Genomic DNA, 26,156 nt, shown 5'->3' with positions numbered 1-26,156 from the left:
GCCCCGGCCGCCGCCCCGCTCGCCGCCGCGCCCGCCGCGCCGCCGGCCCCGAAGGCCGCCGCTGCCCCGGCCCCGGCCGCCGCGCCGGCCGGCCCCGAGCTGGTCCAGCTGCGTGGACCGGCGAAGGCCGTCGCCACCAACATGGACGCCTCGCTGGAGGTGCCGACCGCGACCTCGGTCCGCGCCGTCCCGGCCAAGCTGTTGATCGACAACCGCATCGTCATCAACAACCACCTGCAGCGCGCCCGCGGCGGCAAGGTCTCCTTCACCCACCTGATCGGTTACGCCCTGGTCCAGGCCATCAAGGCCGCCCCGGGCATGAACCACAGCTACAAGGTGGAGGACGGCAAGGCCTTCCTGGTCAAGCCCGAGCACGTCAACCTGGGCCTGGCCATCGACCTGGTCAAGCCGAACGGCGACCGCCAGCTCGTCGTCGCGGCCATCAAGAAGGCCGAGACCCTCGACTTCTTCGGCTTCTGGCAGGCCTACGAGGACATCGTCCGCCGGGCCCGCGCCAACAAGCTGACCATGGACGACTTCACCGGCGTCACGGTCTCGCTGACCAACCCCGGCGGCATCGGCACCGTGCACTCCGTGCCGCGCCTGATGCAGAACCAGGGCACCATCGTCGGTGTCGGCGCCATGGAGTACCCGGCCGAGTTCCAGGGCTCCGCCCCGGAGACCCTGGCCCGCCTCGGCGTCTCCAAGATCATGACGCTGACCTCGACCTACGACCACCGCGTCATCCAGGGCGCGGCGTCCGGCGAGTTCCTGCGCGAGATCCACCGCCTGCTGCTCGGCGAGAACGGCTTCTACGACGAGATCTTCGAGTCGCTGCGGATCCCGTACGAGCCGGTCCGCTGGGCCACCGACGTCGCCACCACCCACGACGACGAGGTCAACAAGACCGCCCGCGTCATGGAGCTGATCCACTCCTACCGGGTCCGCGGCCACCTGATGGCCGACACCGACCCGCTGGAGTACAAGCAGCGCAAGCACCCCGACCTGGACGTCGTCCAGCACGGCCTCACCCTGTGGGACCTGGAGCGCGAGTTCGCGGTCGGCGGCTTCGGCGGCCAGAAGATGATGAAGCTCCGCGACATCCTCGGCCTGCTGCGCAACACCTACTGCCGCACCGTCGGCATCGAGTACATGCACATCCAGGACCCGAAGCAGCGCAAGTGGCTGCAGGAGCGCCTGGAGAAGCCGTACGCGAAGCCCGAGCGCGAGGAGCAGCTGCGGATCCTCCGCCGCCTGAACTCCGCCGAGGCCTTCGAGACCTTCCTGCAGACCAAGTACGTCGGTCAGAAGCGCTTCTCGCTGGAGGGCGGTGAGTCGCTGATCGCGCTGCTGGACGCGACCATCGACTCCGCCGCCGAGCACCGCCTCGACGAGGCCGTCATCGGCATGGCCCACCGCGGCCGCCTGAACGTGCTGGCCAACATCGTCGGCAAGCCGTACGGCAAGATCTTCGGCGAGTTCGAGGGCAACCTCGACCCGAAGTCGATGCACGGCTCCGGCGACGTCAAGTACCACCTGGGCGCCGAGGGCACCTTCACCGGCCTGGACGGCGAGACCATCAAGGTCTCGCTCGCCGCGAACCCCTCCCACCTGGAGGCCGTGGACCCGGTCGTCGAGGGCATCGCCCGCGCCAAGCAGGACATCCTGGACCAGGGCGGCACCACCTTCCCGGTGCTGCCGATCCAGATCCACGGTGACGCGGCCTTCGCCGGCCAGGGCGTCGTCGCGGAGACCCTGAACATGTCGCAGCTGCGCGGCTACCGCACCGGCGGCACCGTGCACGTCGTGGTGAACAACCAGGTCGGCTTCACCGCCGCCCCGGCGTCCTCGCGCTCCTCGATGTACTGCACCGACGTGGCCCGCATGATCGAGGCCCCGATCTTCCACGTGAACGGCGACGACCCGGAGGCCGTGGTCCGCGTCGCGCGGCTCGCCTTCGAGTTCCGCCAGGAGTTCCACAAGGACGTGGTGATCGACCTCATCTGCTACCGCCGCCGCGGTCACAACGAGGCCGACAACCCGTCGTTCACCCAGCCGCTGATGTACGACCTGATCGACAAGAAGCGCTCGGTGCGCAAGCTGTACACCGAGGGCCTGATCGGTCGCGGCGACATCACCATGGAAGAGGCGGAGCAGGCGCTCCAGGACTTCCAGGGCCAGCTGGAGAAGGTCTTCGCCGAGGTCCGCGACGCGGCCCAGGCGCCGGCCGACACCACCACCGGCAAGCCGGTCGCCGACTTCCCGGTCTCCATCCAGACCGGCATCTCCCAGGAGATGGTCAAGCGGATCGCCGCCTCGCAGGTCAACCACCCGGACTGGCTGACCGTCCACCCGCGTCTGCTGCCGCAGCTGCAGCGCCGCGCCGCCTCGGTCGAGGACAACACCATCGACTGGGCGATGGGCGAGACGCTCGCCATCGGCTCGCTGCTCATGGAGGGCCACCCGGTCCGCCTGGCCGGCCAGGACAGCCGCCGCGGCACCTTCGGCCAGCGGCACGCCGTCCTGATCGACCGCAAGACCGGCGAGGACTACACCCCGCTGCAGTACCTCACCGAGGACCAGGCCCGCTACACCGTCTACGACAGCCTGCTGTCGGAGTACGCGGCCATGGGCTTCGAGTACGGCTACTCGCTGACCCGCCCGAACTCGCTGGTCATGTGGGAGGCGCAGTTCGGCGACTTCGTCAACGGCGCGCAGACCATGGTGGACGAGTACATCGCCTCCGCCGAGCAGAAGTGGGGCCAGCACTCCGGCGTCACCCTGCTGCTGCCGCACGGCTACGAGGGCCAGGGCCCGGACCACTCGTCCGCCCGCCCGGAGCGCTTCCTCCAGCTGTGCGCGCAGAACAACATGACGGTCGCGATGCCGACCCTGCCGTCGAACTACTTCCACCTGCTGCGCTGGCAGGCGCACAACCCGCACCACAAGCCGCTGGTCGTCTTCACCCCGAAGTCGATGCTGCGCCTGAAGGCCGCGGCGAGTGCGACCGAGGAGTTCCTGTCCGGCTCGTTCCGCCCGGTCATCGGCGACACCACCGTCGACCCGGCGCAGGTCCGCAAGGTGATCATCACCGCCGGCAAGTTCTACTACGACCTGGAGGCCGCCCGCGCCGAGCGCGGCGTCACCGACACCGCGATCGTCCGGGTCGAGCGGCTCTACCCGCTGCCGGTGGCCGAGCTCCAGGAGGAGCTGGCCCGCTACGGCGACAACGTCCAGTTCGTCTGGGCGCAGGAGGAGCCGGACAACCAGGGTGCCTGGCCGTTCATCGCGATGAACCTGGTCGACCACCTGCAGGTCGTCATCGGCCGCAGCGCCGGCGGCTCCCGCCTGCGCCGCGTCGCCCGCACCACGGCCTCGTCCCCGGCGGTCGGCTCGGCCAAGCGGCACGCCGCCGAGCAGCAGGCGCTGATCGAGGAGGTCTTCGCGCTCTGACGCGCTGAGACCCCGCACCACCGCTGACGCCCGCGGCCCCCGCCTCCCGACCAGGGAGACGGGGGCCGCGGGCGTTCCTGTTCACGTCAAGGTCGCAGCTCTGCAACCAAACGGGGACCGGCCCGCACGACTTCCTGACGGATCGATAGGTTATGCATCGCCAGATCGCCGCCCGGCGCCCGTCATCGCGCCCGCGGCCCCGGCCGAACGACCTCACCGCTCTCCCAGGGGGATCACCGCATGACCGCCGACACGCCGCATCCCGGCAAGCTCCCTCCGGTCTTCCAGCCGCTCCTGCCCGACGACCCCCGGGAGGTCGGCGGCTACCGGCTGTTCGCCCGGCTCGGCGCCGGCGGCATGGGCCGGGTCTACCTCTCGTACACGCCGGGCGGGCGTCCGGTGGCGCTCAAGGTGGTCCGTCCCGAGTTCGCCGAGGACGTCGAGTTCCGCCGCCGGTTCGCCCAGGAGGTCAGCAACGCCCAGCGGATCCACGGGCTGTACACCGCGCAGGTGATCGACTCCGGCGGCCTGGACTCGGACGCCCCCTGGCTGGTCACCGCGTACGTGCCGGGCCCGTCCCTGCAGCAGGTGGTGCGGGAGAACGGCGCGCTGCCGGTCCGCACCGTGCTGCTGCTGATGGGCGGCATCGCCGAGGCGCTGCAGGCGATCCACAGCGTCGAGGTGGTCCACCGCGACCTCAAGCCCGCCAACGTGCTGGTCGCCGGGGACGGCCCCCGGGTGATCGACTTCGGCATCGCCCGGGCCGCCGACGCCACCGCGCTGACCGGCACCGGCTACCGGATCGGCTCCCCCGCCTTCATGGCCCCCGAGCAGGCCCAGGGCCGCGCCGTCACCCCGTCCACCGACGTGTTCGCGCTCGGAGCCCTGGCCGCGTACGTGGCCGGCGGCACCCCGCCGTTCGGCGACGGGCCGGACACCGCGGTGCTCTACCGGGTGGTGCACGAGGAGCCGGACCTGGAGGCCGTCCCGGCGGACCTGCGGGAGCTGATCCAGCGCTGCCTGGCGAAGTCCCCGGAGGACCGCCCCAAGCCCGCCGAGATCATCCAGGCCGCCCGCAACCACCCGGAGGTCGGCGGCCAGCTGCGGTTCGGCGAGGACTGGCTGCCCCGGCAGGTCAACACCGAGATCACCCGCCGCTCCGACCTGCCCAGGACGCCGCCGACCCCGCTGCCGGTCGCGCCCACCACCCCGCCGGCCCCGGCCGCTCCCCCGCAGCCGGCCGGCACGCCGACCCACCCGGCCACCGCGGTGACCCCGCCGCAGCAGCCCGCCACGCCCCCGCCGGGCTTCGCCCCGCCGCCGCTCGGCGCGTACGGCGCGCCGCAGCCGCCCACCGAGACGCCGACCGCCCCGGTGCTGCCCACCCCGCCGACCGTCCAGCTCCAGCCGGAGCCGCCGTCCTTCGACACCCCGCCGCCCGGCCCGGCGGTCACCGCCGTCACCCCGGAGCCGGAGCCCAGGCGCAAGGGCGGGGTCTCCTGGAAGGTGCTGCTCACCGTCGCCCTGGTGATGGCGGTCGGTGGCACCGCAGGCGGCGTGGTGCTGATGAAGAAGCTGGACGACGGCAAGAAGGGCACCAGCAGCACCGGCACCGCGGCCCAGCCGAGCACGGGCGCCCAGCCCGGCACGAACCCGGCGCCCACCCTGGGCGACTCCCTCCCCAGCCCGACCGGCGCCGCCAACCCGCCGGTGACGGCCGCGCCCTCGAAGTCCGGCCCGGGCTCCGTCTCCGCCCCCGCCCGGCCGGTCGGCTACACCCTGCTGCTGGACAAGAAGGCGCTCTCGGTCCCGGCCGCCGAGTACTCCTCCGACGCGTACCGGATCGACCTGAACGCGGGCACCGTGGTGCCGCGCAGCGGCTCCAGCGACCTGAAGTGGGGCCTCGGCGTCACCAACACCGGCAGTGGCAGCAAGGCCAACTCCTTCGAGAGCGCGGGGGACGAGAAGTCCGACTTCGCCGTGATCACCGAGCCCACGGTGACGGCCGAGCAGTGCGCCGCCGCGATCGACTCCCGGCCGGACACCGACCTGACCTACAACCGGGTCGCGCCCGGCCGCCTGCTCTGCATCCGTGACCGGGAGACCCGCAACATCGCCATCGCCGCGATCACCACGGCCGATCCGACCACGGGTGCCGCCTCGGTGACCCTCAGCACCTGGCGGGCCGGCTGACCGGCCCGGTCTATCCTGACCAGGTCAATCCCCATCCGACCGGAGCGAACCGTGTACTTCACCGACCGAGGCATCGAGGAGCTGGAGAACCGGCGCGGCGACGAGGAGGTCACCTTCGAGTGGCTGGCCGAGCGCCTGCGCGAGTTCGTCGACCTCAACCCGGACTTCGAGATCCCGGTCGAGCGACTGGCCACCTGGCTGGCCCGGCTCGACGACGAGGACGACGACGAGTGACCCGGTGACCGCCGGACGAAGGGCTCGGGAGGCAACCGCCTCCCGAGCCCTTCGCGTGTCCCCGTAAGGGAGGCCTCCGGGTCGGCTCCGGGATTCCTCCGGGGCGGGTCCGGGGCGGAACCGCTTGCATTTCCCGGCACGCGATATATCGTCTTTAAGAGAGAACGCGATACATCGCGATCCGCAACGGGAGGCGGCAGAGATGAGCCAGTGGACGATCGAGGGGCCGGGCAGGACCACCTTCGAGGACGCGGTCCGCGCGCTGCACGTGCGCGTCATCGACGGCTCGGTGAACGTGGTCGCGGCCGAGGGCCCGGCCCGGCTGGAGGTCACCGAACTCAAGGGCGAGCCCCTGCACGTGACCCTGGTGGACGGCGTCCTGACGGTCACCTACAAGGACATCAACAGCTGGAGCGAGTTCGGCGACTGGATCAAGTCGATCGGCTCGGTCCGCAACTTCTTCGACTCCTTCAAGCGCAAGCGCTCCGTCGCGGTCACCCTGACCGTCCCGGCCGGCACCGACGTCAAGCTCGGCACCGTCTCCGCCGACGCCAGCGTCACCGGCATCGACGGCCACGTCTCGGTGCAGAGCGCCAGCGGCGACACCACCCTGGCCGCTCTGACCGGCCGGATCGACGCCAGCACCGTCACCGGCGACGTGGACGCCCAGGCGGTGGGCGGCCGGCTCAAGGTCAACAGCGTCTCCGGACAGCTCACCGTGATCGCCGGCACCGCCGACAAGGTCCAGGCCAACACCGTCACCGGCGCCGTCACCCTCGACCTCGACGTGGCGGGCGGGACCGACGTCAAGGTCAACACCGTCAGCGGCGCGGTCGTGGTCCGCATCCCCTCGCTGGCCGACGCCACCGTCGAGGCCGGCTCCACCAGCGGCGAGGTCTCCAGCACCTTCGACGAGCTCAAGATGAGCAGCACCTGGGGCGCCAAGAAGATCTCCGGCCAGCTCGGCGACGGCCGCGGCAGCCTCAACGTCACCACCGTCTCCGGCGCGGTCACCGTACTGCGCCGCCCCGAGCCCGAGGACGACGCCCCGGCGGTGGTCAAGGAGCTCCCGGCCGCCCCCGGCTCCGACACCCCCGGCTCCGACACCCCCGCCGGGCCCGACCTCACCAAGGAGGCCTGAGATGACCCCTGTGTTCGGCCACGGCCGGCTCCGGCTCTACCTGCTGAAGCTACTGGACGAGGCACCGCGGCACGGCTACGAGGTGATCCGCCTGCTGGAGGAGCGCTTCCAGGGCCTGTACGCGCCCTCCGCCGGCACGGTCTACCCGCGCCTGGCCAAGCTGGAGCAGGAGGGCCTGGTCAGCCACAGCACCGAGGGCGGCCGCAAGGTCTACCGGCTGACCGACGCCGGGCGCACGGAACTCGAAGCCCGTCAGGGCGAGTTGGACGAGCTGGAGCTGGAGATCCACGACTCCGTGGCGCAGCTCGCCGGGGCGATCCGGGAGGATGTCCGGGACAGCGCCAAGGACCTGCGCGAGGAGCTGTGGAAGGCCGCCAAGCAGGCCCCCCGGCCGGACCGCACCGAGGGCGGCGGCGACCCGTGGGCCGGGCCCTGGGGCGACAACGAGTCCTGGCAGCGCGCCAAGGAGGAGTTCGCCCAGTTCAAGCGGCAGGCCAAGGAGCAGGCCAAGCGTGCCCGGGAGCAGGAGAAGGCCGCCAAGGCCAAGGCGAAGGCCGCCGAGGAGGAGGCCCGCCGGCTGCGCGAGCAGGCCAAGGCCTCCCGCACCGCCGCCCAGCAGGAGGCGCTGCGGATAAAGCGCCGGGTCGAGCAGCAGGTGCGCGAGCACGCCGCGAAGGGCGACTGGCCGACCGGGCTGGCCGAGGGCCTGTCCGAGCTGACCAAGGGCCTGGCCGGGCTGGCCGACGCGGCCCGCTGGGGCCAGCCCGCGGACGAGCCGGCCGAGAAGATCACGGTGACCCGGATCGACCTGGACAAGGACGGCGGAACCGCCCCCGCCGACCTGCCGTCGTGGGCGCGCACCGACCCGGCCGAGGACCCGGCCCGCGAACTGGAGCGACTGCTCGACCGCTTCCGCGACCAGGTCCGCGATGCGGCCCGGGACGGCGGGGTGAGCGCCGACGAGCTGGCCGAGGCCCGCTCGGTGCTGGGCGCGGCCGGCGAGCGGCTGAAGCGGCTGCTCGGCTGAGCCGCCGGCCCCGACAAGTCGCCGGCCCCGACGGCTTCGGCCCGGTGCCCCGTTCGAGGGGCACCGGGCCCGCCGCGCTCAGGGGCGCCGCGAATCAGGGGTTGTGAACTGCTGAGGATTGATGTCGTTTTGGTGCACATAGGTGTCCATGACGGCCTGGAGAACCTGGACTTCACCGCCGAGACCACCCGCGAGAAACACAGCCACCGCAAGCGGTTCCGCCAGCTCATCCACCACCGTTCGGGATGCACGCAGTGATCAGACCTGGGTCCAAGACTCACTCCTGATCATTTAATTGAAACGGTTGAGCACGATCTTGCCGAAGACGTCACCCTTGGCCAGCCGGGCGAAGCCCTCCCGGGCCTCGGACAGCGGCAGCACCGAGTCGATCACCGGACGGACGCCGGTGGTCGCGCACAGCGACAGCAGCCCGGCCAGCTCCTCCTTGGTGCCCATGGTCGAGCCGACCACCTTGAGCTCCAGGAAGAAGATCCGGTTGAGCTCGGTAGCACTCGGGTTGGGGCCGGAGGTGGCACCCGAGATGACGATGGTGCCACCCGGGCGCAGCGACTTCACCGAGTGCGACCAGGTCGCGGCGCCGACCGTCTCCATCACCGCGTCCACCCGGGCGGGCAGCCGGGCGCCGCTCTCGAAGGCCGCGTCCGCGCCGAGCTCGACCGCCCGGCGGCGCTTGGCCTCGTCCCGGCCGGTGACCCACACCCGCAGGCCGGCCGCCTTGCCGAGGACGATCAGCGCGGTCGCCACCCCGCCGCCGGCCCCCTGCACCAGGACGGTGTCGCCGGGCTTGACCCCGGCGTTGGTGAACAGCATCCGGTAGGCCGTCAGCCAGGCCGTGGGCAGGCAGGCGGCCTCCTCGAAGCTCAGCTCGGCGGGCTTGGGCAGCAGGTTCCAGGTGGGCACGGCCACCTGCTGGGCGAAGGTGCCCTGGTAGCGCTCGGTCAGGATGGACCGGGGCTCGTTCGGGCCCACCCCGTGGCCGGTCTGGCCGATCACCGAGTGGATGACCACCTCGTTTCCGGCCTCGTCGACCCCGGCGGCGTCGCACCCGAGGATCATCGGCAGCTTCTCGGCGGGCAGGCCGACCCCGCGCAACGACCACAGGTCGTGGTGGTTGAGGCTGGCGGCCTTGACCGTGACCACGCTCCACCCGGGGCGGGCCTGCGGCTCGGGGAGTTCACCCAACTCCAGCCCGCTGAGCGGGTCGTCGGCGTCGATACGTGCGGCGTAGGCAGCAAACATGTCCCGGACGATAGCCGGGACGGCCGAGGCCGGGAACCACGCGTGGGTGTGACGCGCGTCCCGGCCTCAGCCTGTGGCTCTGATTCCCCCCGCTCGCCCGGAGACCCGGGGCGGGGTTCGCCAGATCGTCAGATCCGCGCCACGCCCTCGGCGCGGGCGGCCTCGGCCACCGCCTTGCTGACCGCCGGGGCGACCCGCTCGTCGAACGGCGAGGGGATGACCTTCTGCGGCGTCAGCTCGTCGGCCACCACGCCGGCCAGCGCCTTGGCGGCGGCCAGCTTCATGCCCTCGGTGATCCGCGAGGCCCGCACCTGCAGGGCGCCGGCGAAGATGCCCGGGAAGGCCAGCACGTTGTTGATCTGGTTCGGGAAGTCGCTGCGCCCGGTGGCGACGACCGCCGCGTACTTGTGCGCGACCTCGGGGTGGATCTCCGGGTTGGGGTTGGCCATCGCGAAGATGAACGCGCCCTCGGCCATGGTCGCCACGACCTCCTCCGGCACGGTGCCGCCGGAGACGCCGATGAACACGTCGGCGCCGGCCAGCGCGTCGGCCAGCGAGCCCTTGAGACCGGCGCGGTTGGTCAGCCCGGCGATCTCGGCCTTGACGTCCGTCAGGTCGCCGCGGCCCTCGTACACCACACCCTTGCGGTCGCACACGGCCACGTCGCCGATGCCCGCCGCCAGCAGCATCTTGGCGATGGCGATACCGGCCGCGCCGGCACCGGAGATGACGGCGCGCAGCGAGCCGATCTCACGGCCGGTCACCTGGGCCGCGTTCCACAGGGCCGCGGTGGTGACGATCGCGGTGCCGTGCTGGTCGTCGTGGAAGACCGGGATGTCCAGGGCCTCCTGGAGCCGGCGCTCGATCTCGAAGCAGCGGGGGGCGGAGATGTCCTCCAGGTTGACGCCGCCGAAGGACGGCGCCAGCCGGACCACGGTCTCGACGATCTCGTCGGCCTCGGTGCAGGCGAGCGCGATCGGCACCGCGTCCACGCCGCCGAACTGCTTGAACAGGATGGCCTTGCCCTCCATCACCGGGAGCGAGGCCTCCGGGCCGATGTCCCCCAGGCCCAGCACCGCGGTGCCGTCGGTGACCACCGCGACGGTGTTGGACTTCCAGGTGTAGTCGTTGACCAGCTCCGGCTGCTCGGCGATGGCCGTGCAGACCCGGGCGACACCGGGGGTGTAGGCGAGGGACAGGTCGTCCGCGTCGCGCACCGGCACGGTCGCCCGGATCTCCATCTTGCCGCCGCGGTGGAGCGCGAAAACGGCGTCGACCGGATCGTCGGTGTCCTGGGTGCTGCTGTGAATGATCTCCGCTGCCACGATGACCTCTTCGTCATTGATCTGGCGAGGTGCGCGGCCGACAGGACGACCCGTCCGGAAACCGGAAACCGGGTACGCCGAAGCGGACCCGGGGTCAGGGTCGGGGCGCCCGTCGGGTGGCGCCCTCGGATGAGGGTTTTATGGGGTCTTGTGTTGTCCGCGTCGTGCTACCGGGCCGAGCGTAAGTCGGACAAAGACATCGCACCTATGCCTTTTCGTCCTCGTCACGTGGCGTTCATCGCCGCGCTGTCGCGTCAGCTGGGGCCCGGCGTCGGAAGCGACGGGCTCCGGCGGCGGCAACGGCGTCAACGCACGCACACCCGCAGGGGTGAACGCAGACCCGGAGGGGAGTCGGCACCCCTGATACGGAGCCACGTGATGACTTCCGTTCCTGGGCACCCCGAGCCTGTCGGGGCTCGTCGGTCTGGTTCGAGCGTTCGGGGGTCACCCGGTACCGAATTCTGACACACCCGCTGCCGGGCCCGGCAGGGTGGGATGTCAGGATCGCTTGTCCGCTATTGGGCGGATACCGCCTTGACACCCCGGCGACCACGCGTCCCACCCACAGGAGCAGCCCTCATGCGTCATGTCCCCCAGGTCCGCCGTCCGGCCGCCGCCGGAGCCGCACTGGCCGTCACCGGCGCCCTGCTGCTCACCGGCTGCGGCGGCGACGGGCCGGCCGCCGCGAGCGACCCGGTCAAGGACATCCGCGCCAAGCTGCCCAAGGCCCAGCGCTCGGCCGGGGTGCTGCGCATCGGCATGGACGTCAACCTCGAGCCGGTGGAGTTCCGCGGTCAGGACGGCAAGCCGGCCGGCCTCGACCCGGAGCTCGCCGCGGCCCTCGGCCGGATCCTCGACGTGCGGATCGAATTCGTGGACACCCCCTTCGACAAGCTGATACCGAACCTGCAGGGCAAGCAGTTCGACGTGGCGATGTCCGCGATCAGCGACATCCGCCAGCGCCGCGAGGGCCTGGACGAGAACGGCAAGCAGGTCAACCCGGGCGTGGACTTCGTGGACTACTTCATCGCCGGCGCCTCGATCGTCGTCCCGAAGGGCAACCCCAAGGGGATCAAGACCCTCGACGACCTGTGCGGCAAGACCGTCGCCCTCCAGCAGGGCACCACCCAGGACGACATCGCCACCCGGCAGGTGGCCGTCTGCTCCCACACCGGTCGCCAGCTGACCGTGCACAGGTTCGACAGCGACGCCAAGGCGCTGGCCGAGGTCGCCTCCGGCGCCGCCGCGGCCGGCGTGAACGACTTCCCGGTGGCCGCCTACGCGGCGAAGACCACGGACGGCGGCAACCGCTTCGAGTTGACCGGCGCGCAGTCCACCTCCAACCCGTACGGGATCGCGGTGCGCAAGACGGACACCGACCTGCGGGACACCCTCTCCAAGGCGGTCGACCAGCTGATCCGCAGCGGCGAGTACGACAAGATCCTCGGCAAGTGGAACGTGAGCGCCGGCGCGGCGCAGAACGCGGTCGTCAACGGGGGCATCTGAGCGGCGGCCGGGCCCGGCCGGGGGCGGGCGGCCCCCGGCGGGCCTCCGGGCGGACTGCGGAGGGATCTGCATACTTATACGCAGGGTGACAGGGGCACGCGATTCGTCCGAATAGCGGACAGTGCGAGCCCTTGTTATCCGATTTTGATCTGAATGAGGGCCACCTGACCGTCATCAGATGGCAGGATTCCCCCCAACTCGGATCGAGCCGACCCCTGGTCGAGGCGGTTCCGGTCAACGTCCACCTCGGCGGAGGGTGGCGGAAGCAGTACCCCGCACCACCCTGGGCGGCCCCCTGCGCCCAGGACACTGCACCACCCGGCATGCCCGTACGACGACGTACAGCGACATACCCATCCGTACGGCTCCGTACGGCCAGCTGCCCGGTGCGCCGCTCCCGCGGCGTACTCCGCCCGATTTCTCTCCCCAGGAGGAGATCCCCCTCATGACCGCCCGTACCCAGCGCACCCGCCTCTTCGCGGCCGGCGTGGCCGCCGTCTCCGTGTCCCTCGTGCTGACCGGCTGCGGCAGCAGCAAGTCCGGTTCCTCCACCGGCGCCAACGCCAGCGCGACGGTCCCCGCCGTGACCTCCGACGCGTCGCTGGCCGCCCTCGTCCCGGCCGACATCAAGTCCGCAGGCAAGATCGTGGTCGCCACCGATGCCTCCTACGCGCCCAACGAGTTCAAGGACGACAAGGGCGCCATCGTCGGCATGGACGTCGACCTGGCCAACGCCATCGCCAAGAAGCTGGGCCTGACCGCCGACGTCCAGAACGCCACCTTCGACGCGATCATCCCGGGCATCACGGGCAACAAGTACACGATGAGCATGAGCTCCTTCACCGACACGAAGGAGCGCGAGGCATCGGTCGACATGGTCACCTACTTCAGCGCGGGCACGGGCGCCGCGGTCAAGAAGGGCAACCCCGAGAAGATCGACCCCACGGACCTGTGCGGCAAGAAGGTCGCCGTCCAGACCGGCACCACCCAGGCCGACGCGATCAAGGACACCATCAACCCCGCCTGCGCCAAGGCCGGCAAGCCGACCATCCCGAACGACGGCGACAAGTTCGACCTGCAGACCGACGTCACCCAGTCGCTGGTCTCCGGCCGCGACCAGGTCATGCTGGCCGACTCCCCGGTGGTCGACTACGCGATCAAGCAGACCAACGGGCAGCTGGAGAAGATCGGCCAGGTGACCGACACCGCCCCGTACGGCGTCGTGCTGGCGAAGAACTCGCCGCTCACCAAGGCCGTCCAGGGCGCCATCCAGTCCCTCATGGCGGACGGCACCTACAAGAGCATCCTGGAGAAGTGGGGCGTGCAGGCGGGCGCGATCGACAAGTCTGCCGTCAACGGCGCCGCCAGCTGATTCCGCTGTTCTGAACACAACCCCTGAGGCCACACAGTGAACTCTTCCGACCAGGGGTCGGTGCACCCGGGACGGCCCGAAACCCTCAAGGCCGTCCCGGTCCGCCACCCCGGACGCTGGGTCGGGGCAGCAGTCGTCGCGCTCCTCGCGGCGATGCTGATCCACGCCCTCACCACGAATCCCCAGTTCCAGTGGGACGTCGTCGGCACATACCTCTTCGACTCCTCGATCCTGCATGGCCTCGGCGTCACCCTTGAGCTGACCTTCCTCTCCATGCTGATCGGCGTGTCGGGCGGCATCATCCTCGCGATGATGCGCCTGTCGCCGAACCCGGTGCTCTCCAGCACCGCCTGGTTCTACATCTGGGTCTTCCGCGGCACCCCGGTGCTGGTCCAACTGCTGTTCTGGAACTTCCTGGGCACGCTCTGGGCCAACATCTCGATCGGCATCCCGTTCGGCCCGGCCTTCTGGTCCCAGCCGACCAACCAGGCGATCCCGCTGTTCGTCGCCGCCCTGCTGGGCCTCGGCCTCAACGAGGCCGCCTACATGGCGGAGATCGTCCGCGGCGGCATCCAGTCCGTGCCGCTCGGCCAGACCGAGGCCGCGCACGCGCTGGGCATGAGCCAGTTCGCCACCATGCGGCGGATCATCCTGCCGCAGGCGATGCGCGTGATCATCCCGCCGACCGGCAACGAGACCATCTCGATGCTGAAGACCACCTCGCTGGTCTCGTCGATCGCCCTGGAAGAGCTGCTCCGGGCCGGTCAGAACATCTACTCGCGCACGTTCCAGACCATTCCGCTGCTGATCGTCGTCAGCATCTGGTACCTGCTGATGACCTCGATCCTCACCGTGGTCCAGTACTACATCGAGCGCTACTACGCGCGCGGCGCCAACCGGGTGCTCCCGCCCACGCCGTTGCAGCGCCTGCGCCGGCTGTTCGCCGGCAAGCCCGTCCCGCCGGCCAAGGACGACGTGGTCACGGGCCTCGAAGGAGGTGGCCACGTATGACCGACCTGACCAAGCCCCCGGCGGACACCCGACCCGTACCCATGGTGGAGGCGCAGGGCGTACGCAAGTCCTACGGGCTGGTGGAGGTGCTCAAGGGCATCGACCTGGAGGTCAAGAAGGGCGAGGTGTTCGTCCTGGTCGGCCCCTCCGGATCCGGCAAGTCGACCTTCCTGCGGTGCATCAACCATCTGGAGAAGATCAACGGCGGCTTCCTCTCGGTGGACGGCGAACTGGTCGGCTACCGGCTGAAGGGCGACCGCCTCCACGAGCTGAAGGACCGCGAGGTCGCGCAGAAGCGCCGGGACATCGGCATGGTGTTCCAGCACTTCAACCTCTTCCCGCACATGACCGCGCTGGAGAACGTCATAGAGGCGCCGGTGCAGGTCCGCAAGGAGACCAAGGCCGACGCCCGCGAGCGCGGCATGGCCCTGCTGGAGCGGGTCGGACTCGCCGACAAGGCGAAGAACTACCCCTCGCAGCTCTCCGGCGGCCAGCAGCAGCGCGTGGCCATCGCCCGCGCGCTGGCCATGAAGCCCAAGCTGATGCTCTTCGACGAGCCCACCTCCGCGCTCGACCCGGAGCTGGTCGGCGAGGTGCTGGACGTCATGCGCGGCCTGGCCGAGGAGGGGATGACGATGATCGTCGTCACCCACGAGATGGGCTTCGCCCGCGAGGTCGGCGACGCGCTGGTGTTCATGGACGGCGGTGTGGTGGTCGAGTCCGGCAACCCCCGCGAGGTGCTCACCAACCCCCAGCACGAGCGGACCAGGGCCTTCCTCTCCAAGGTGCTCTGACCCCGCACGATCGGCGCCCGGCAGGCACCTTTCCTGCCGGGCGCCGACGTTTTCCCCAGCCGGGTAATAGGCTGGAACCATCCGGCCCGTTACCGAAATCTCTGGAAGGACCGCCGTGGAGCTCGCCTCGTACGCCGATCTCGCCGTTCGGCTGGTGAACACCGAGGAACCCGAGCGCGGCACCGACACGCTGACCTCGGTGGACGCGGTGCGCGCCCTGTTCTCCGACTCCTCCCGGGCCGCCGCACTGGCCGACGAGTCCGACGTGCCCCGGCTGCGGGGCGTACGGACCAGGCTGCGCGGGGTGTTCGAGGCCGCCGCCGAGGGGGACGAGGTCCGGGCCGTCGACCTGCTGAACAGCCTGCTGATGGAGTACCCCGTCAGCCCGCTGGTCTCCGGGCACGACCACCTGGACGACGCCGGCCGGCCGCGCTGGCACCTGCACCTGGCCGACAACTCGCCGACCGCCACCGCCCACTTCAGCGCGGTCGCCTGCATGGGCCTGGCCGTCCACCTCACCGAGCTGGGCGCCGACCGGCTCGGCATCTGCCAGGCCGCGCCCTGCCGCAACGCCTACCTGGACACCTCGACCAACCGCTCCCGCCGCTACTGCTCGGACCGCTGCGCGACCCGCGCCAACGTGGCCGCCTACCGGGCCCGCAAGCGCCAGGAGGCCGAGGCGGCGCTCAGCGCCGGGCAGTAGGCCTCAGAGCTCCTCGACGAAGACCCCGAGACGGCGGGCCAGGCCCGGCACCCGGGCCAGCCGGGGGCTGAGCAGCAGCCGCTCCAGCCGGCGGCCCGGCGCCAGCCAGGCCGGGCTCGGGCGCAGCCGCAGCAGCACCCGGCCGAGCACCAGCTCGTCCGGGACCGGGCCGTAACTGCGGCTGTCACTGTCCACCGGCCGGTTGTCGGACAGCAGCCACCAGCCCTTCGGGCGGCGCTCGGCCGCCCGCTTCACCACCAGCAGGTCCTGCTGGAGGGGGTGCCGGAACAGCACCACCGCGCCCGGCCGGATCGGCGCGCCGTAGCGGACCAGCAGCTGGTCGCCCTCGCGCAGGGTCGGGACCATCGACGGGCCCGCCACGTCGATCAGCCCGAACGGCACCACGCCGCCGCCCGCACCACCCTGCGGGTCCGCGCTCCGCGCCACGACTCCTCCTCCCGGACCGTCCGCACCCAGTCTGCCGTACGGACCGTCATCCGTTCGATGTCCGGATTACCCCGGTTCCGGGTCCGCCTTTCGCCCTAGGCCCACCGCCCGATCGCGAAACCCGGCGGACGGAAGGGTAATCTCGGGCGCGGGAAGACGATCTAAGGAAGGACTCCCATGTTCTCTCGTCTGTTTGCACCTCGCGCCACCGCTCACGCCCACTGCGACCTGCCCTGCGGCGTGTACGACCCGGCGCAGGCCAAGCTTGAGGCCGAGTCGGTCAAGGCCACCCAGGAGAAGTACCAGGCCAACGAGGACCCGCACTTCCGCGCCCGCGCCATCATCATCAAGGAGCAGCGCGCCGAGGCCGTCAAGCACCACATCTCGGTGCTGTGGAGCGACTACTTCAAGGCCCCGCACTTCGAGAAGTACCCCCAGCTGCACAAGCTGATCAACGACACCCTGAAGGCCGCCTCGGCCGCCAAGGCGTCCACCGACCCGGCCACCGGCCAGGCCCTGCTGGACCTGATCGCCGAGGTCGACAAGATCTTCTGGGAGACCAAGCAGGCCTGAGCCTGACGCGTCGCCACCCGGCCGCCCCCGTCCGCCCGTCGGACGGGGGCGGTCGTGCGTTCACGCCCGATCCATGCCCGGTAAGGGCTGCCTGGCCTGAGTGACTGTTATGCCGCCAGGGCGTCCGAGGGGGAAGTCCGGTGCGAATCCGGCGCTGACCCGCAACGGTGAGCACGGCCCCGGGAGCACCCCCCGCGTCCGCGCCAGCCCGATCGCCCTCGGCCACTGAACTCCCGACAACTCGCCGTGGACTGCGAGGGGAAGGCGCCCGGGCACGCCCCCGGCCGGCGCCCGCCCCGGCACACCCGCGGCCCGAGGCAAGGCGCGATCCTCTCGTGGACAGCAGTTCGCCTGCTCGCCGAATACCCACGCTCCCGCTCGCCGTCGGCCTCGCCGCCGCCCTGCTGCTCTCCCTGGTCTGCGGAGTCGCGTTCGGCTCCTCCGGGATCCAACTCCCCCGCGTCCTGCGGCTCCTGGGCGCCGGACTGACGGGCGGTCGGCTGGACGCGAGCGAGGCGGCCGGGTACGCCATCGTCTGGGAGATCCGACTGCCGCGCACCGTCCTGGCCGCCGTGGTCGGCGCCGGACTGGCCGCCACCGGCGTCGCCGTCCAGGCGCTGGTGCGCAACGCGCTCGCCGACCCCTTCGTCCTCGCCGGGACGCCCCACGAGGTGCTCCGACCCGCCCTGCTGGCCGAGGTGTTCGGCGTCCGGGCCACCCAGGTCCGGCATCCGGACACCGGCGCCCTCCAGCTGCTGTTCGACCGCCTCCCCTGAACCACTCGAAGACCGCTCCGATCCGGAAGAAGTGACATGCGCACCAAGGCCGTTGCCGCCGCCGCCCTGCTCACCCTGGGACTCACCGCCTGCGGCGCGCGGATCACCCCCACCGCGGCCCCCACCGCCTCCGCCCACTACCCGGTGACCGTGGACGACTGCGGGGAGCGGCTCACCTTCGCGCAGAAGCCCGCCCGGGTGGTGACCAACGACGTCAACATGGCCGAGCTGATGTTCTCCCTCGGCCTCGCCGACCGGATGGCCGGCTACGTCATGCCCGACGACAAGGGCCGGGTCGACAAGGCGGCCTGGAAGGACGGGTACCAGCAGACCACCTGGCTCTCCAAGAAGGTGCTCACCAAGGAGATCGCGCTGGACGCCAAGGCCGACCTGGTCTTCGCCGGCTGGCACTACGGCTTCGACGAGGGCAGCGGGGTCACCCCGCAGGCGTTCAAGGCCCTCGGCATCGACTCCTACGTGCTCAGCGAGTCCTGCCGCAGCGGCAAGGGCCCCGAGCGCGGGGTGATGGACCCGCTGGAGGCGCTCTACACCGACCTCGCCAACCTCGGCGAGATCTTCGACGTCAGGGACCGCGCCGACCGCCTGGTCTCCGACTTCAAGGCGAAGATCGCCGCCGTCCCGCAGCCCGAGCGCCGTCCGTCCGTCTTCCTGTACGACAGCGGGCAGGACAAGCCGTACACCGCCGGGAAGTTCGCCGCCGCCGACCAGATCATCGACAAGGCCGGCGGGGCCAACATCATGGGCGACCTCGCCGACACCTGGGTCACCGCGGGCTGGGAGAGCGTGGTGCGGCGCGACCCCGAGGTGATCGTGGTCATGGACTACGTCGACCTGGTCGAGAGCCCGCGCAACCCGGCCGCGATCAGCACCCTGGCCGACTACCTGCGCACCGTCCCGGCCCGCTGACCGGCCCGGGCAGCACCGCTTCCGACCGGGTCCGCCGGGCGTACGCTCAGAGGTACGAGCCGACGGACCCGACCGGAGGACCGAGATCATGACCACCATGGCGGCGCCGTCCGCCTTCGACACCCGGGCCCTGCGCGAGGGCATCGAGCGCTGCGACTCCGAGGCCCTGCTGGCCCTGTACGCCGAGGACGCCGAACTGCGCGTGGTCGACCGCAAGACCCAGCCCAGCCACCCCCTGGTGATGCACGGACTGGACGAGATCGGCGCCATGCTGAACGACGTCTACGGCCGCGAGATGACCCACAAGCTGGAACAGGTGGTGGTCCAGGGCGACCACGTCGCCTTCCTGGAGTCCTGCCGTTATCCCGACGGCGTGCGGGTGCTGATGTCCTCGATGGCCGACCTGCGGGACGGCCGGATCGTCGACCAGACCTCGATCCAGGCCTGGGACGAGACCGGACCCGAGCAGTAGGCTCGCGGCATGATCCGCGCCGCCGTCGTCACCGACGTCCCCGTCATCCTGACCATGATCCGCGAGCTCGCGGACTACGAGAAGGCCCCGCAGGAGGCGGTGGCCACCGAGGAACAACTGCGCGAGGCGCTGTTCGGCGCCAACCCGGCCCTGTTCGGCCTGATCGCCGAGGACGACACCACCGGCGAGCCGGTCGGCTTCGCGGTCTGGTTCCTCAACTTCTCGACCTGGCGCGGCACCCACGGGATCTACCTGGAGGACCTCTACGTCCGCCCGGAGGCCCGCGGCGGCGGCCACGGCAAGGCGCTCCTGCTGGAGCTCGCGCGGATCGCCGTCGAGCGCGGCTACGCGCGGGTGGAGTGGTCGGTGCTCGACTGGAACCAGCCCTCGATCGACTTCTACAAGTCGCTCGGCGCGGTGCCGATGGACGAGTGGACCGTCTACCGGCTCACCGGCGAGGCACTGACCGCCGCCGGCAGTCGTTGAGAGTTGTTGAGAAGTCGCTGAGAAGTCGCCGAACCGACCGGTGAGTACGGGCAAAGGCCCTGCCACCCAGCGTCGCAATGCCTTACCATGAGTAACTCTCGCACCGGGGCGCGGAGCACCAGCGGCGATGGCGGATCAGCGGTATCGGCGCCCCTCCGTGGGGTAGCAACAGCGGTAGTAACAGCGGTAGCAAGGCCCCCCAGCGGGGGGTACCAAGCAAGCACAGCGCGTCACCCAGGAGGCAAGGGTGTCCCAGATCGACAGCGATCTCGGAGTTCAGGACTTCGTGGAGGTCCGGCTGCCCGCGGCGGGGGCCTACCTCTCCGTGCTGCGGACGGCGACGGCCGGGCTCGCGGCCCGGTTGGACTTCACCCTCGACGAGATCGAGGACCTGCGGATCGCGGTGGACGAGGCCTGCGCCATCCTGCTCCAGCAGGCGGTCCCCGGCTCCGTGTTGTCCTGCGAGTTCCGCCTGGTCGGCGACTCGCTGAAGGTGACCGTCGCCGCTCCCACCACGGACGGCAAGGCGCCCGAACGGGACACCTTCGCGTGGACGGTGCTCTCCGCGCTGGCCGGCGAGGTCGACTCCTCGGTCGACGAGGACAACACCGTGTCGATCAGCCTGCACAAGAAGCGCGGCGGGTCCGTCGCCCACTAGCCGGGCACCGAGCAGCACCCTGCAAGGGCCGTCCGCCGCTCCCCCACCGGGGCCCGGCGGGCGGCTCCCGGTACCGCCCCCCACGCGGTACGACCAACGAGACGATGCCGGGGCCGACGGCCCCGGTGCTCCCGGAACGGAACGGGGGAATGGCCGTGAGTGATCTGGACCGTACCGGCCTCGCGACGGCGGGCCCTGCCGTACCGACCCAGGCGAGCGTTCCCGGCCTCGCCGCCAACGACGAAGCGCACCCGAAGGACGCCCACCGGATGAGCCACCCGACCGAGCCGACGTCTGAGCCGACGCCCGCCTCCACGCCTCCGCCGGACCAGGCGGACGGGGCCGCGGAGTTGCACGGCGCCGTGCCCGCCCAGGGCGGCTCGCACCGCACCGGCGCCCCGGACCGGGAGGCCGCCCGCGCGCTGTTCGTCCGGCTGTCCGCACTGCCCGAGGGCTCCCCGGAGCGCGTCGAGCTGCGCAACCAGCTGGTGCGGATGCACATCCCGCTGGTCGAGCACCTGGCCCGGCGCTTCCGCAACCGGGGCGAGCCGCTGGACGACCTGACCCAGGTCGCCACCATCGGGCTGATCAAGTCGGTGGACCGCTTCGACCACGAGCGCGGGGTCGAGTTCTCCACCTACGCGACGCCGACCATCGTCGGCGAGATCAAGCGGCACTTCCGCGACAAGGGGTGGGCGGTGCGCGTCCCGCGCCGCCTGCAGGAGCTGCGGCTGTCGCTCACCACGGCGACCAGCGAGCTCTCCCAGCGGCACGGCCGCTCCCCCACGGTGCACGAGCTGGCCGAGCACCTGGGGATCTCCGAGGAGGACGTCCTGGAGGGCCTGGAGTCCGCCAACGCGTACTCCACGCTGTCCCTGGACGTGCCGGACAGCGACGACGAGTCGCCGGCCGTCGCGGACACCCTGGGCGCCACCGACGAGGCGCTGGAGGGCGTCGAGTACCGCGAGTCCCTCAAGCCGCTGCTGGCCCAACTGCCGCCCCGCGAGCAGAAGATCCTGGTGCTGCGGTTCTTCCGGAACATGACCCAGTCGCAGATCGCCGCCGAGGTGGGGATCTCCCAGATGCACGTGTCCCGGCTGCTGGCGCGGACCTTGGCCCAGCTGCGGGAGAAGCTCCTGGTGGAGGAGTAGGACTGACGGCCGCTCAGCTCCTTCGAGCGGCCGCTCAGCGGGCTTGAGGACCTCGGCGGTCCTGTGTGCTCAGCCCTCGTGCTGGGTGTACAGGGCCGCCGTCGACTTCGGGTTGAGCAGCGAGCCGATGCCCACCAGGCCGAGCAGTCCGACCACCGCGCCGACCGCGATCATCGCGCCGCCGCTCTGGATCATGTAGTACGCGACCGGCAGGCAGATCGAGTTGGTCAGCACGGCCGGGCTGCGGCCCCAGCGGCGCTCCTTGAGCAGCGCGCGGGCGGCCAGCATCGGCAGCACGCCGAGCAGCACGATGACCAGGCCGCCGAACTCGTTCAGGGCCAGCTGCTTGGCCTGGCCGGACAGCGCGGACACCATGTCCGAGACGCCGACGACGGCCAGCGCGGCGCCCTCCAGGGCGGTGATGGCGGCGCCCAGGGTGAGCGAAACCGGGCGAGCGGGTGCGGGTGCGGGGGTTTCTGCGGTCACTCCAGCAGGGTAGCCGCCGGTTGGTCCGTACCGCCCCGTAGGCTTTCCCCATGCGCGCTCTCCTGGTCGTGAACCACAAGGCCACCACCACCAGTGGCCGGACCAGAGACGTGCTGATCCACGCCCTGCGCAGCGACCTCAAGCTGGAGGTCGCCGAGACGCAGTACCGGGGCCACGCGCGCGACCTGGCCCGGGAGGCGGCGCAGGACGGCACGGTCGACCTGGTGGTGGCGCTGGGCGGTGACGGCACCGTCAACGAGGTGGTGAACGGGCTGCTGGCGCAGGGCCCGGGCGAGAAGGTCCCGCGACTGGCCGTGGTGCCGGGCGGTTCGACCAATGTCTTCGCCCGCGCGCTGGGCCTGCCCAACGACCCGGTGGAGGCCACCGGCGCCCTGCTGAACGCGCTGGAGCAGGGGCAGGAGCGGCCGATCGGGCTGGGCAAGGCGATGACCGACGGCATGCCGGACCGCTGGTTCACGTTCACCGCCGGCCTCGGCTTCGACGCCGGGGTGGTCGGCCGGGTCGAGGAGCAGCGCCGGGCCGGGCGCAAGTCCACCCACTCCCTCTACGTGGGGCAGGCGATCCGGCACTACTTCACCCAGCGTGAGCAGCGCCGCAGAGGCCCGGTGACCCTGGAACTGCCGGGCCACGAGGCCGTGCCGGGCCTGGTCCTGGCGATAGTGAGCAACACCTCGCCATGGACCTTCCTCGGCAACCGTCCGGTCTACCCCTCGCCGCTCGCCTCCTTCGACACGGATCTGGACGTCTTCGGAATCACCGTGATGACGGCGTTCGGTACGGCTCGAACGATCCGTCAGATCCTGCGGTCGTACGCGCCTTCGAGCGACGGCGCCCCGGCGGCCGGCCCGTCCGGAAAACACGTCGTCTCCTACCACGACGTCAGACACTTCACCTTGGTTTCCCAGGAACCCGTCCCGTTCCAGGTGGACGGGGACCATCTTGGAGACCGGAGTCGCGTCAGTTTCACAGGCGTACGGCGGGCACTGCGTGTGATTGTGTGACCGGAAGCGGGGTTCGCCCTTCTTCTCGAACGCACAAGCCCCCTTCACTCCATAGAAGTACTGGCTGTGAGCTAGGCGACACCGAAGAATCAAAAATTCCTCCCCGAAGGGGGTTGTATCCGAGCCCGAGGTTTGCGAACCTCTACATGGCGATCGGGACGCATCGCAGCGACGGCGACTCCGGAACCACAGGAGCACCGACCGCGGAGTGTCCCTCGAATCGCCGAATCCCCCAAGCACAGACCACCCGGGCCCGGCGGGCCTTTGGTCTCTTTTGCTGTTGTGGGATTCGTGAAAGCGTTCACATTCACAAGCCATTCGATTATGCCGATCGGGCCACCCCCCGCGGCAGGAGGAGTTGGACGACCATGGACTGGCGCCACCGCGCTGTCTGCCGCGAAGAGGACCCGGAGCTGTTCTTCCCGATCGGGAACACCGGTCCTGCTCTGCTGCAGATCGAGGAAGCCAAGGCCGTGTGCCGCCGCTGCCCGGTGATGGAGCAGTGCCTCCAGTGGGCTCTCGAGACCGGCCAGGACGCCGGCGTCTGGGGCGGTATGAGCGAGGACGAGCGCCGCGCGATGAAGCGTCGTGCCGCCCGCAACCGCGCCCGCACCGCCTGATCAGCCGCGTCTGATCACACGCCGTAGCACCAGCAGTAACCGCCGTACCGATCAACACATGATCAAAGGCTTCCCTGCACCTCCTGGTGAAGCCTTCCGCACAAAGGGCCTTGCCCGGCGAGGTCCTGCGACACCGGACCGTCCAGCCACTTGATACTGTTCACTGAGAGCAATATTGTGGAGCTGAGGCGCTCACCGTGTGCAACGCACCGGCGAGGTGTCGCACCACCCAGAGCCCCCGTTCCGGCCGACTCCCCCCGACGGCCGGAACGGGTTGAGAGGCCCTGTCGACCCACCCCCCCCGGTCGACAGGGCCTCGTTTCTGTTTCCGCGCCCGTCGCGTAAGGGCTTGCGGAGTGCGCACCCGGCGCTTCCGCCGAACGCACGCCCCGGCCGAGCGCCCCGATGCGACGAATTCCCGGCAGGCCTCGGCGCAGATTCCCGGCGGGCCTCAGCGGACCGGGATCTCCAGGATCACCTTGGTGCCGCCGTTCGGGCCGGCCACCATGTCGAAGGTGCCGCCGAGCTCGCCGGTGGCCAACGTCCGGACGATCTGCAGCCCGAGGTTGCCGGCCGTCTTCGGGTCGAAGCCCTCCGGCATGCCGCGGCCGTCGTCCTGCACCGTGATCAGCAGGTACTCCTCCGGCCGGGCGCCGCCGTTCCAGCTGTCCGACCAGCCCATGCCGGTCGCCGGCGCCCGTCCGCGCAGCGCGCTCACCTCCAGGTTCCCGGAGGCCGTCGGGCCGAAGGCGTGCTCCAGCGCGTTCTGCAGCAGCTCGGTCAGCACCATCGACAGCGGGGTGGCCACCTCGGCGGAGAGGATGCCGAAGCTGCCGGTGCGCCGGGTCGCGACCCGGCCGTCCTGGGACAGCTCCATCACCATCGCCAGCACCCGGTCGGCGATCTCGTCGAAGGCCACCTGCTCGTCCAGCGCCTGGGAGAGCGTCTCGTGCACGATCGCGATCGAGCCGACCCGGCGCACCGCCTCGTCCAGCGCGGCCCGGCCGGACTCCGACTCCATCCGGCGGGACTGCAGCCTCAGCAGCGCGGCGACGGTCTGCAGGTTGTTCTTCACCCGGTGGTGGATCTCCCGGATGGTGGCGTCCTTGGTCATCAACTCGCGGTCACGGCGGCGCAGCTCGGTGACGTCCCGGCAGAGCACCAGCGAACCGGTCAGGGTGCCCTTGGGCTTGAGCGGGATCGCGCGCAGGGTCACCACTCCCCCCTGCGCCTCCACCTCGGTCTGCCGCGGCGCCCAGCCGCTGGCCAGCTTCACCAGCGCCTCGTGGACGGCCGAGCGGGACGGCGGGGCGAGGTCGGCGGTGGCCCGGCCGAGGTGGCTGCCGACCAGGTCGGTGGTGAGGCCGAGCCGGTGGTACGCGGAGAGGGCGTTGGGGCTGGCGTAGGTGACGACACCGTCCGCGTCCAGCCGGATCAGTCCGTCGCCGACCCGGGGCGCGGCGTCCATGTCGGCCTGCTCGACGCCGGGGAACGGGAAGCTGCCGGCGGCGATCATCTGAGCCAGGTCGGAGGCGCTCTGCAGGTAGGTGAGCTCCAGCCGGCTGGGGGTGCGGACGGTCAGCAGGTTGGTGTTGCGGGCGATCACCCCGAGCACCTTGCCCTCGCGCCGGACCGGGATGGACTCGACCCGGACCGGGACCTCCTCGCGCCACTCCGGGTCGCCCTCGCGCACGATCCGCCCCTCGTCGAAGGCGGCGTCCAGCAGCGGGCGGCGCCCGCGCGGGACGAGGTGGCCGACCATGTCGTCCTGGTAGGAGGTGGGTCCGGTGTTGGGCCGCATCTGCGCCACCGAGACGTACCGGATGCCGTCCCAGGTGGGGATCCACAGCACCAGGTCGGCGAAGGAGAGGTCGGAGAGCAGCTGCCACTCCGAGACCAGCATGTGGAGCCATTCCACGTCGGCCCCGGTGAGGGTGGTGTGGCGGCGGACGAGTTCGTTCAGCGAGGGCACATGGCGAGCGTAGCGCCGCCGGTCGGGGCCGGGCGCGGCGGACCGTGCGGTGGCCGTCGCCGACTGTCCGGAGTTGTTTAGACCAATTCCCCGGTCGCCCTGGACAACCCGGATTGGTCTAGTCCACAATGAAAGGGCACCAAGGAGAGACCCGCCACGCAACTGCCCTGACCGCGCGCGGCCTTCTCCTCGGTCGGACACCACCGAGTGAGGACCCCGCACAGTCCTCGGTCGACTCCGGTGCCCGACGACAGCTCCGGGCTGCGGTGCCGCGCGGGTTGAGGGTCCCGTGTCGGCGCCGTGGCCCGTAGTGCTTTCCGGGCACTTCACCGTCAGCGACGGACCGTCGGGGCTCCCCCATCGAAACCATGTTCCGCCGCTCAGAGAACCGCCCCCTGTCCACAGCCTGTGGACAGGGGGCGGTTCCCGCCCCGAGCCGCCCCACGGAGGCGAGCGGGCGAATAGCAGCCCCGAGCCGAAGGGGCGCGCCGGTGCCGAAAGGGAGAAGAGCCAAGCCGCCGACGAAGGAGGTGGCGCAGTGCCCGCC

At 71.0% G+C, this 26,156-nt stretch carries 24 protein-coding genes, 1 pseudogene and 1 riboswitch; of the genes and pseudogenes, 20 read left to right on the top strand and 5 right to left on the bottom strand.

Features of this window, described 5'->3' with window-relative positions:
* The 6 genes from ACFVWU_RS36780 to ACFVWU_RS36755 form a co-directional block, all read left to right on the top strand.
* Positions 1-3,453: multifunctional oxoglutarate decarboxylase/oxoglutarate dehydrogenase thiamine pyrophosphate-binding subunit/dihydrolipoyllysine-residue succinyltransferase subunit (locus tag ACFVWU_RS36780; protein WP_387629082.1), on the top strand; the 3,453-nt coding region annotated here is incomplete at its 5' end.
* 240 nt (positions 3,454-3,693) lie between these two features.
* Complete coding sequence (locus ACFVWU_RS36775) at positions 3,694-5,646, top strand: protein kinase (protein ID WP_387629079.1); 1,953 nt, start codon at positions 3,694-3,696, stop codon at positions 5,644-5,646.
* 51 nt (positions 5,647-5,697) lie between these two features.
* Positions 5,698-5,880, top strand: a complete 183-nt coding sequence (locus tag ACFVWU_RS36770; RefSeq protein ID WP_270144164.1) for a DUF6104 family protein — start codon at positions 5,698-5,700, stop codon at positions 5,878-5,880.
* A gap of 202 nt (positions 5,881-6,082) precedes the next feature.
* Complete coding sequence (locus tag ACFVWU_RS36765) at positions 6,083-7,021, top strand: DUF4097 domain-containing protein (protein WP_387629075.1); 939 nt, start codon at positions 6,083-6,085, stop codon at positions 7,019-7,021.
* Between the two features lies 1 nt (position 7,022).
* On the top strand, positions 7,023-8,048 hold the full coding sequence (locus ACFVWU_RS36760; RefSeq protein WP_387629074.1) for a PadR family transcriptional regulator: 1,026 nt from the start codon (positions 7,023-7,025) through the stop codon (positions 8,046-8,048).
* 132 nt (positions 8,049-8,180) lie between these two features.
* Entirely contained in the window at positions 8,181-8,306 is a 126-nt protein-coding gene (locus ACFVWU_RS36755) for a hypothetical protein (RefSeq protein ID WP_387629071.1), read from the top strand.
* 33 nt (positions 8,307-8,339) lie between these two features.
* Here ACFVWU_RS36755 and ACFVWU_RS36750 read toward each other — a convergent pair whose 3' ends face one another.
* Both ACFVWU_RS36750 and ACFVWU_RS36745 read right to left on the bottom strand, forming a co-directional pair.
* The gene (locus tag ACFVWU_RS36750) at positions 8,340-9,308 is read right to left on the bottom strand and encodes a zinc-binding dehydrogenase (RefSeq protein ID WP_387629069.1); all 969 of its coding nucleotides are present in this window, start codon (positions 9,306-9,308) and stop codon (positions 8,340-8,342) included.
* 128 nt (positions 9,309-9,436) lie between these two features.
* Complete coding sequence (locus ACFVWU_RS36745; protein WP_387629067.1) at positions 9,437-10,633, bottom strand: NADP-dependent malic enzyme; 1,197 nt, start codon at positions 10,631-10,633, stop codon at positions 9,437-9,439.
* 579 nt (positions 10,634-11,212) lie between these two features.
* Here ACFVWU_RS36745 and ACFVWU_RS36740 point away from each other — a divergent pair.
* The 5 genes from ACFVWU_RS36740 to ACFVWU_RS36720 all read left to right on the top strand — a co-directional run bounded on the left by ACFVWU_RS36740 (position 11,213) and on the right by ACFVWU_RS36720 (position 16,019).
* Positions 11,213-12,139: an ABC transporter substrate-binding protein gene (locus ACFVWU_RS36740; RefSeq protein ID WP_387629065.1), complete on the top strand. Its 927-nt coding sequence runs from the start codon at positions 11,213-11,215 to the stop codon at positions 12,137-12,139.
* A gap of 445 nt (positions 12,140-12,584) precedes the next feature.
* Complete coding sequence (locus ACFVWU_RS36735; RefSeq protein WP_387629064.1) at positions 12,585-13,511, top strand: ABC transporter substrate-binding protein; 927 nt, start codon at positions 12,585-12,587, stop codon at positions 13,509-13,511.
* A gap of 36 nt (positions 13,512-13,547) precedes the next feature.
* The gene (locus ACFVWU_RS36730; protein ID WP_387629062.1) at positions 13,548-14,522 is read left to right on the top strand and encodes an amino acid ABC transporter permease; all 975 of its coding nucleotides are present in this window, start codon (positions 13,548-13,550) and stop codon (positions 14,520-14,522) included.
* Complete coding sequence (locus ACFVWU_RS36725) at positions 14,519-15,316, top strand: amino acid ABC transporter ATP-binding protein (protein WP_387629060.1); 798 nt, start codon at positions 14,519-14,521, stop codon at positions 15,314-15,316. The genes ACFVWU_RS36730 and ACFVWU_RS36725 overlap by 4 nt, the downstream gene beginning before the upstream one ends.
* Positions 15,317-15,431: 115 nt before the next feature.
* Positions 15,432-16,019, top strand: coding sequence for a CGNR zinc finger domain-containing protein (locus tag ACFVWU_RS36720; protein WP_387629057.1), 588 nt, complete (start codon positions 15,432-15,434; stop codon positions 16,017-16,019).
* 3 nt (positions 16,020-16,022) lie between these two features.
* On the opposite strand, the gene sodX is transcribed toward ACFVWU_RS36720, so the two are convergent.
* Complete coding sequence (gene sodX / locus ACFVWU_RS36715) at positions 16,023-16,385, bottom strand: nickel-type superoxide dismutase maturation protease (protein ID WP_387629086.1); 363 nt, start codon at positions 16,383-16,385, stop codon at positions 16,023-16,025.
* Positions 16,386-16,643: 258 nt separating this feature from the next.
* Here sodX and sodN point away from each other — a divergent pair, with 258 nt between their 5' ends.
* From sodN to ACFVWU_RS36680, 7 genes and pseudogenes are all read left to right on the top strand, one after another.
* Positions 16,644-17,039, top strand: a complete 396-nt coding sequence (gene sodN, locus ACFVWU_RS36710; RefSeq protein WP_030057980.1) for a superoxide dismutase, Ni — start codon at positions 16,644-16,646, stop codon at positions 17,037-17,039.
* 101 nt (positions 17,040-17,140) lie between these two features.
* Positions 17,141-17,274, top strand: a riboswitch (cobalamin riboswitch).
* A gap of 100 nt (positions 17,275-17,374) precedes the next feature.
* Positions 17,375-17,692: pseudogene (locus ACFVWU_RS36705) on the top strand (iron chelate uptake ABC transporter family permease subunit); the annotation flags it as partial.
* 159 nt (positions 17,693-17,851) lie between these two features.
* Positions 17,852-18,742 carry an ABC transporter substrate-binding protein gene (locus ACFVWU_RS36700; protein ID WP_387629054.1) on the top strand — a complete coding sequence of 297 codons (891 nt, stop codon included), beginning with the start codon at positions 17,852-17,854 and terminating at the stop codon, positions 18,740-18,742.
* 88 nt (positions 18,743-18,830) lie between these two features.
* Complete coding sequence (locus ACFVWU_RS36695) at positions 18,831-19,214, top strand: nuclear transport factor 2 family protein (protein ID WP_387629051.1); 384 nt, start codon at positions 18,831-18,833, stop codon at positions 19,212-19,214.
* 9 nt (positions 19,215-19,223) lie between these two features.
* Positions 19,224-19,700 carry a GNAT family N-acetyltransferase gene (locus ACFVWU_RS36690; RefSeq protein WP_387629048.1) on the top strand — a complete coding sequence of 159 codons (477 nt, stop codon included), beginning with the start codon at positions 19,224-19,226 and terminating at the stop codon, positions 19,698-19,700.
* A 247-nt stretch (positions 19,701-19,947) separates the two neighbouring features.
* Entirely contained in the window at positions 19,948-20,358 is a 411-nt protein-coding gene (locus tag ACFVWU_RS36685) for an anti-sigma regulatory factor (protein ID WP_387629045.1), read from the top strand.
* A 269-nt stretch (positions 20,359-20,627) separates the two neighbouring features.
* A complete protein-coding gene (locus ACFVWU_RS36680) occupies positions 20,628-21,509 on the top strand; it encodes an RNA polymerase sigma factor SigF (RefSeq protein ID WP_387629084.1) in 882 nt (293 codons plus the stop codon).
* Positions 21,510-21,578: 69 nt separating this feature from the next.
* On the opposite strand, the gene ACFVWU_RS36675 is transcribed toward ACFVWU_RS36680, so the two are convergent.
* Positions 21,579-21,995, bottom strand: coding sequence for a hypothetical protein (locus ACFVWU_RS36675; RefSeq protein ID WP_387629042.1), 417 nt, complete (start codon positions 21,993-21,995; stop codon positions 21,579-21,581).
* 50 nt (positions 21,996-22,045) lie between these two features.
* Between ACFVWU_RS36675 and ACFVWU_RS36670 the strand changes: the two genes are divergently transcribed.
* Positions 22,046-23,017 (top strand): diacylglycerol/lipid kinase family protein, encoded by a 972-nt coding sequence (locus ACFVWU_RS36670; protein WP_387629039.1) that lies wholly within the window; start codon positions 22,046-22,048, stop codon positions 23,015-23,017.
* Between the two features lie 368 nt (positions 23,018-23,385).
* Positions 23,386-23,637 (top strand): WhiB family transcriptional regulator, encoded by a 252-nt coding sequence (locus ACFVWU_RS36665; protein ID WP_014138019.1) that lies wholly within the window; start codon positions 23,386-23,388, stop codon positions 23,635-23,637.
* A gap of 451 nt (positions 23,638-24,088) precedes the next feature.
* Here the strand turns inward: ACFVWU_RS36665 and ACFVWU_RS36660 are convergent, their stop codons facing one another.
* Positions 24,089-25,609 carry a sensor histidine kinase gene (locus ACFVWU_RS36660; protein WP_387629037.1) on the bottom strand — a complete coding sequence of 507 codons (1,521 nt, stop codon included), beginning with the start codon at positions 25,607-25,609 and terminating at the stop codon, positions 24,089-24,091.
* Between the last annotated feature and the right edge of the window lie 547 nt (positions 25,610-26,156).

Source organism: Kitasatospora sp. NPDC058190, from assembly GCF_042883685.1.
Classification (GTDB): Bacteria; Actinomycetota; Actinomycetes; order Streptomycetales; family Streptomycetaceae; genus Kitasatospora.
This window is presented reverse-complemented; position numbering and strand designations above follow the sequence as displayed.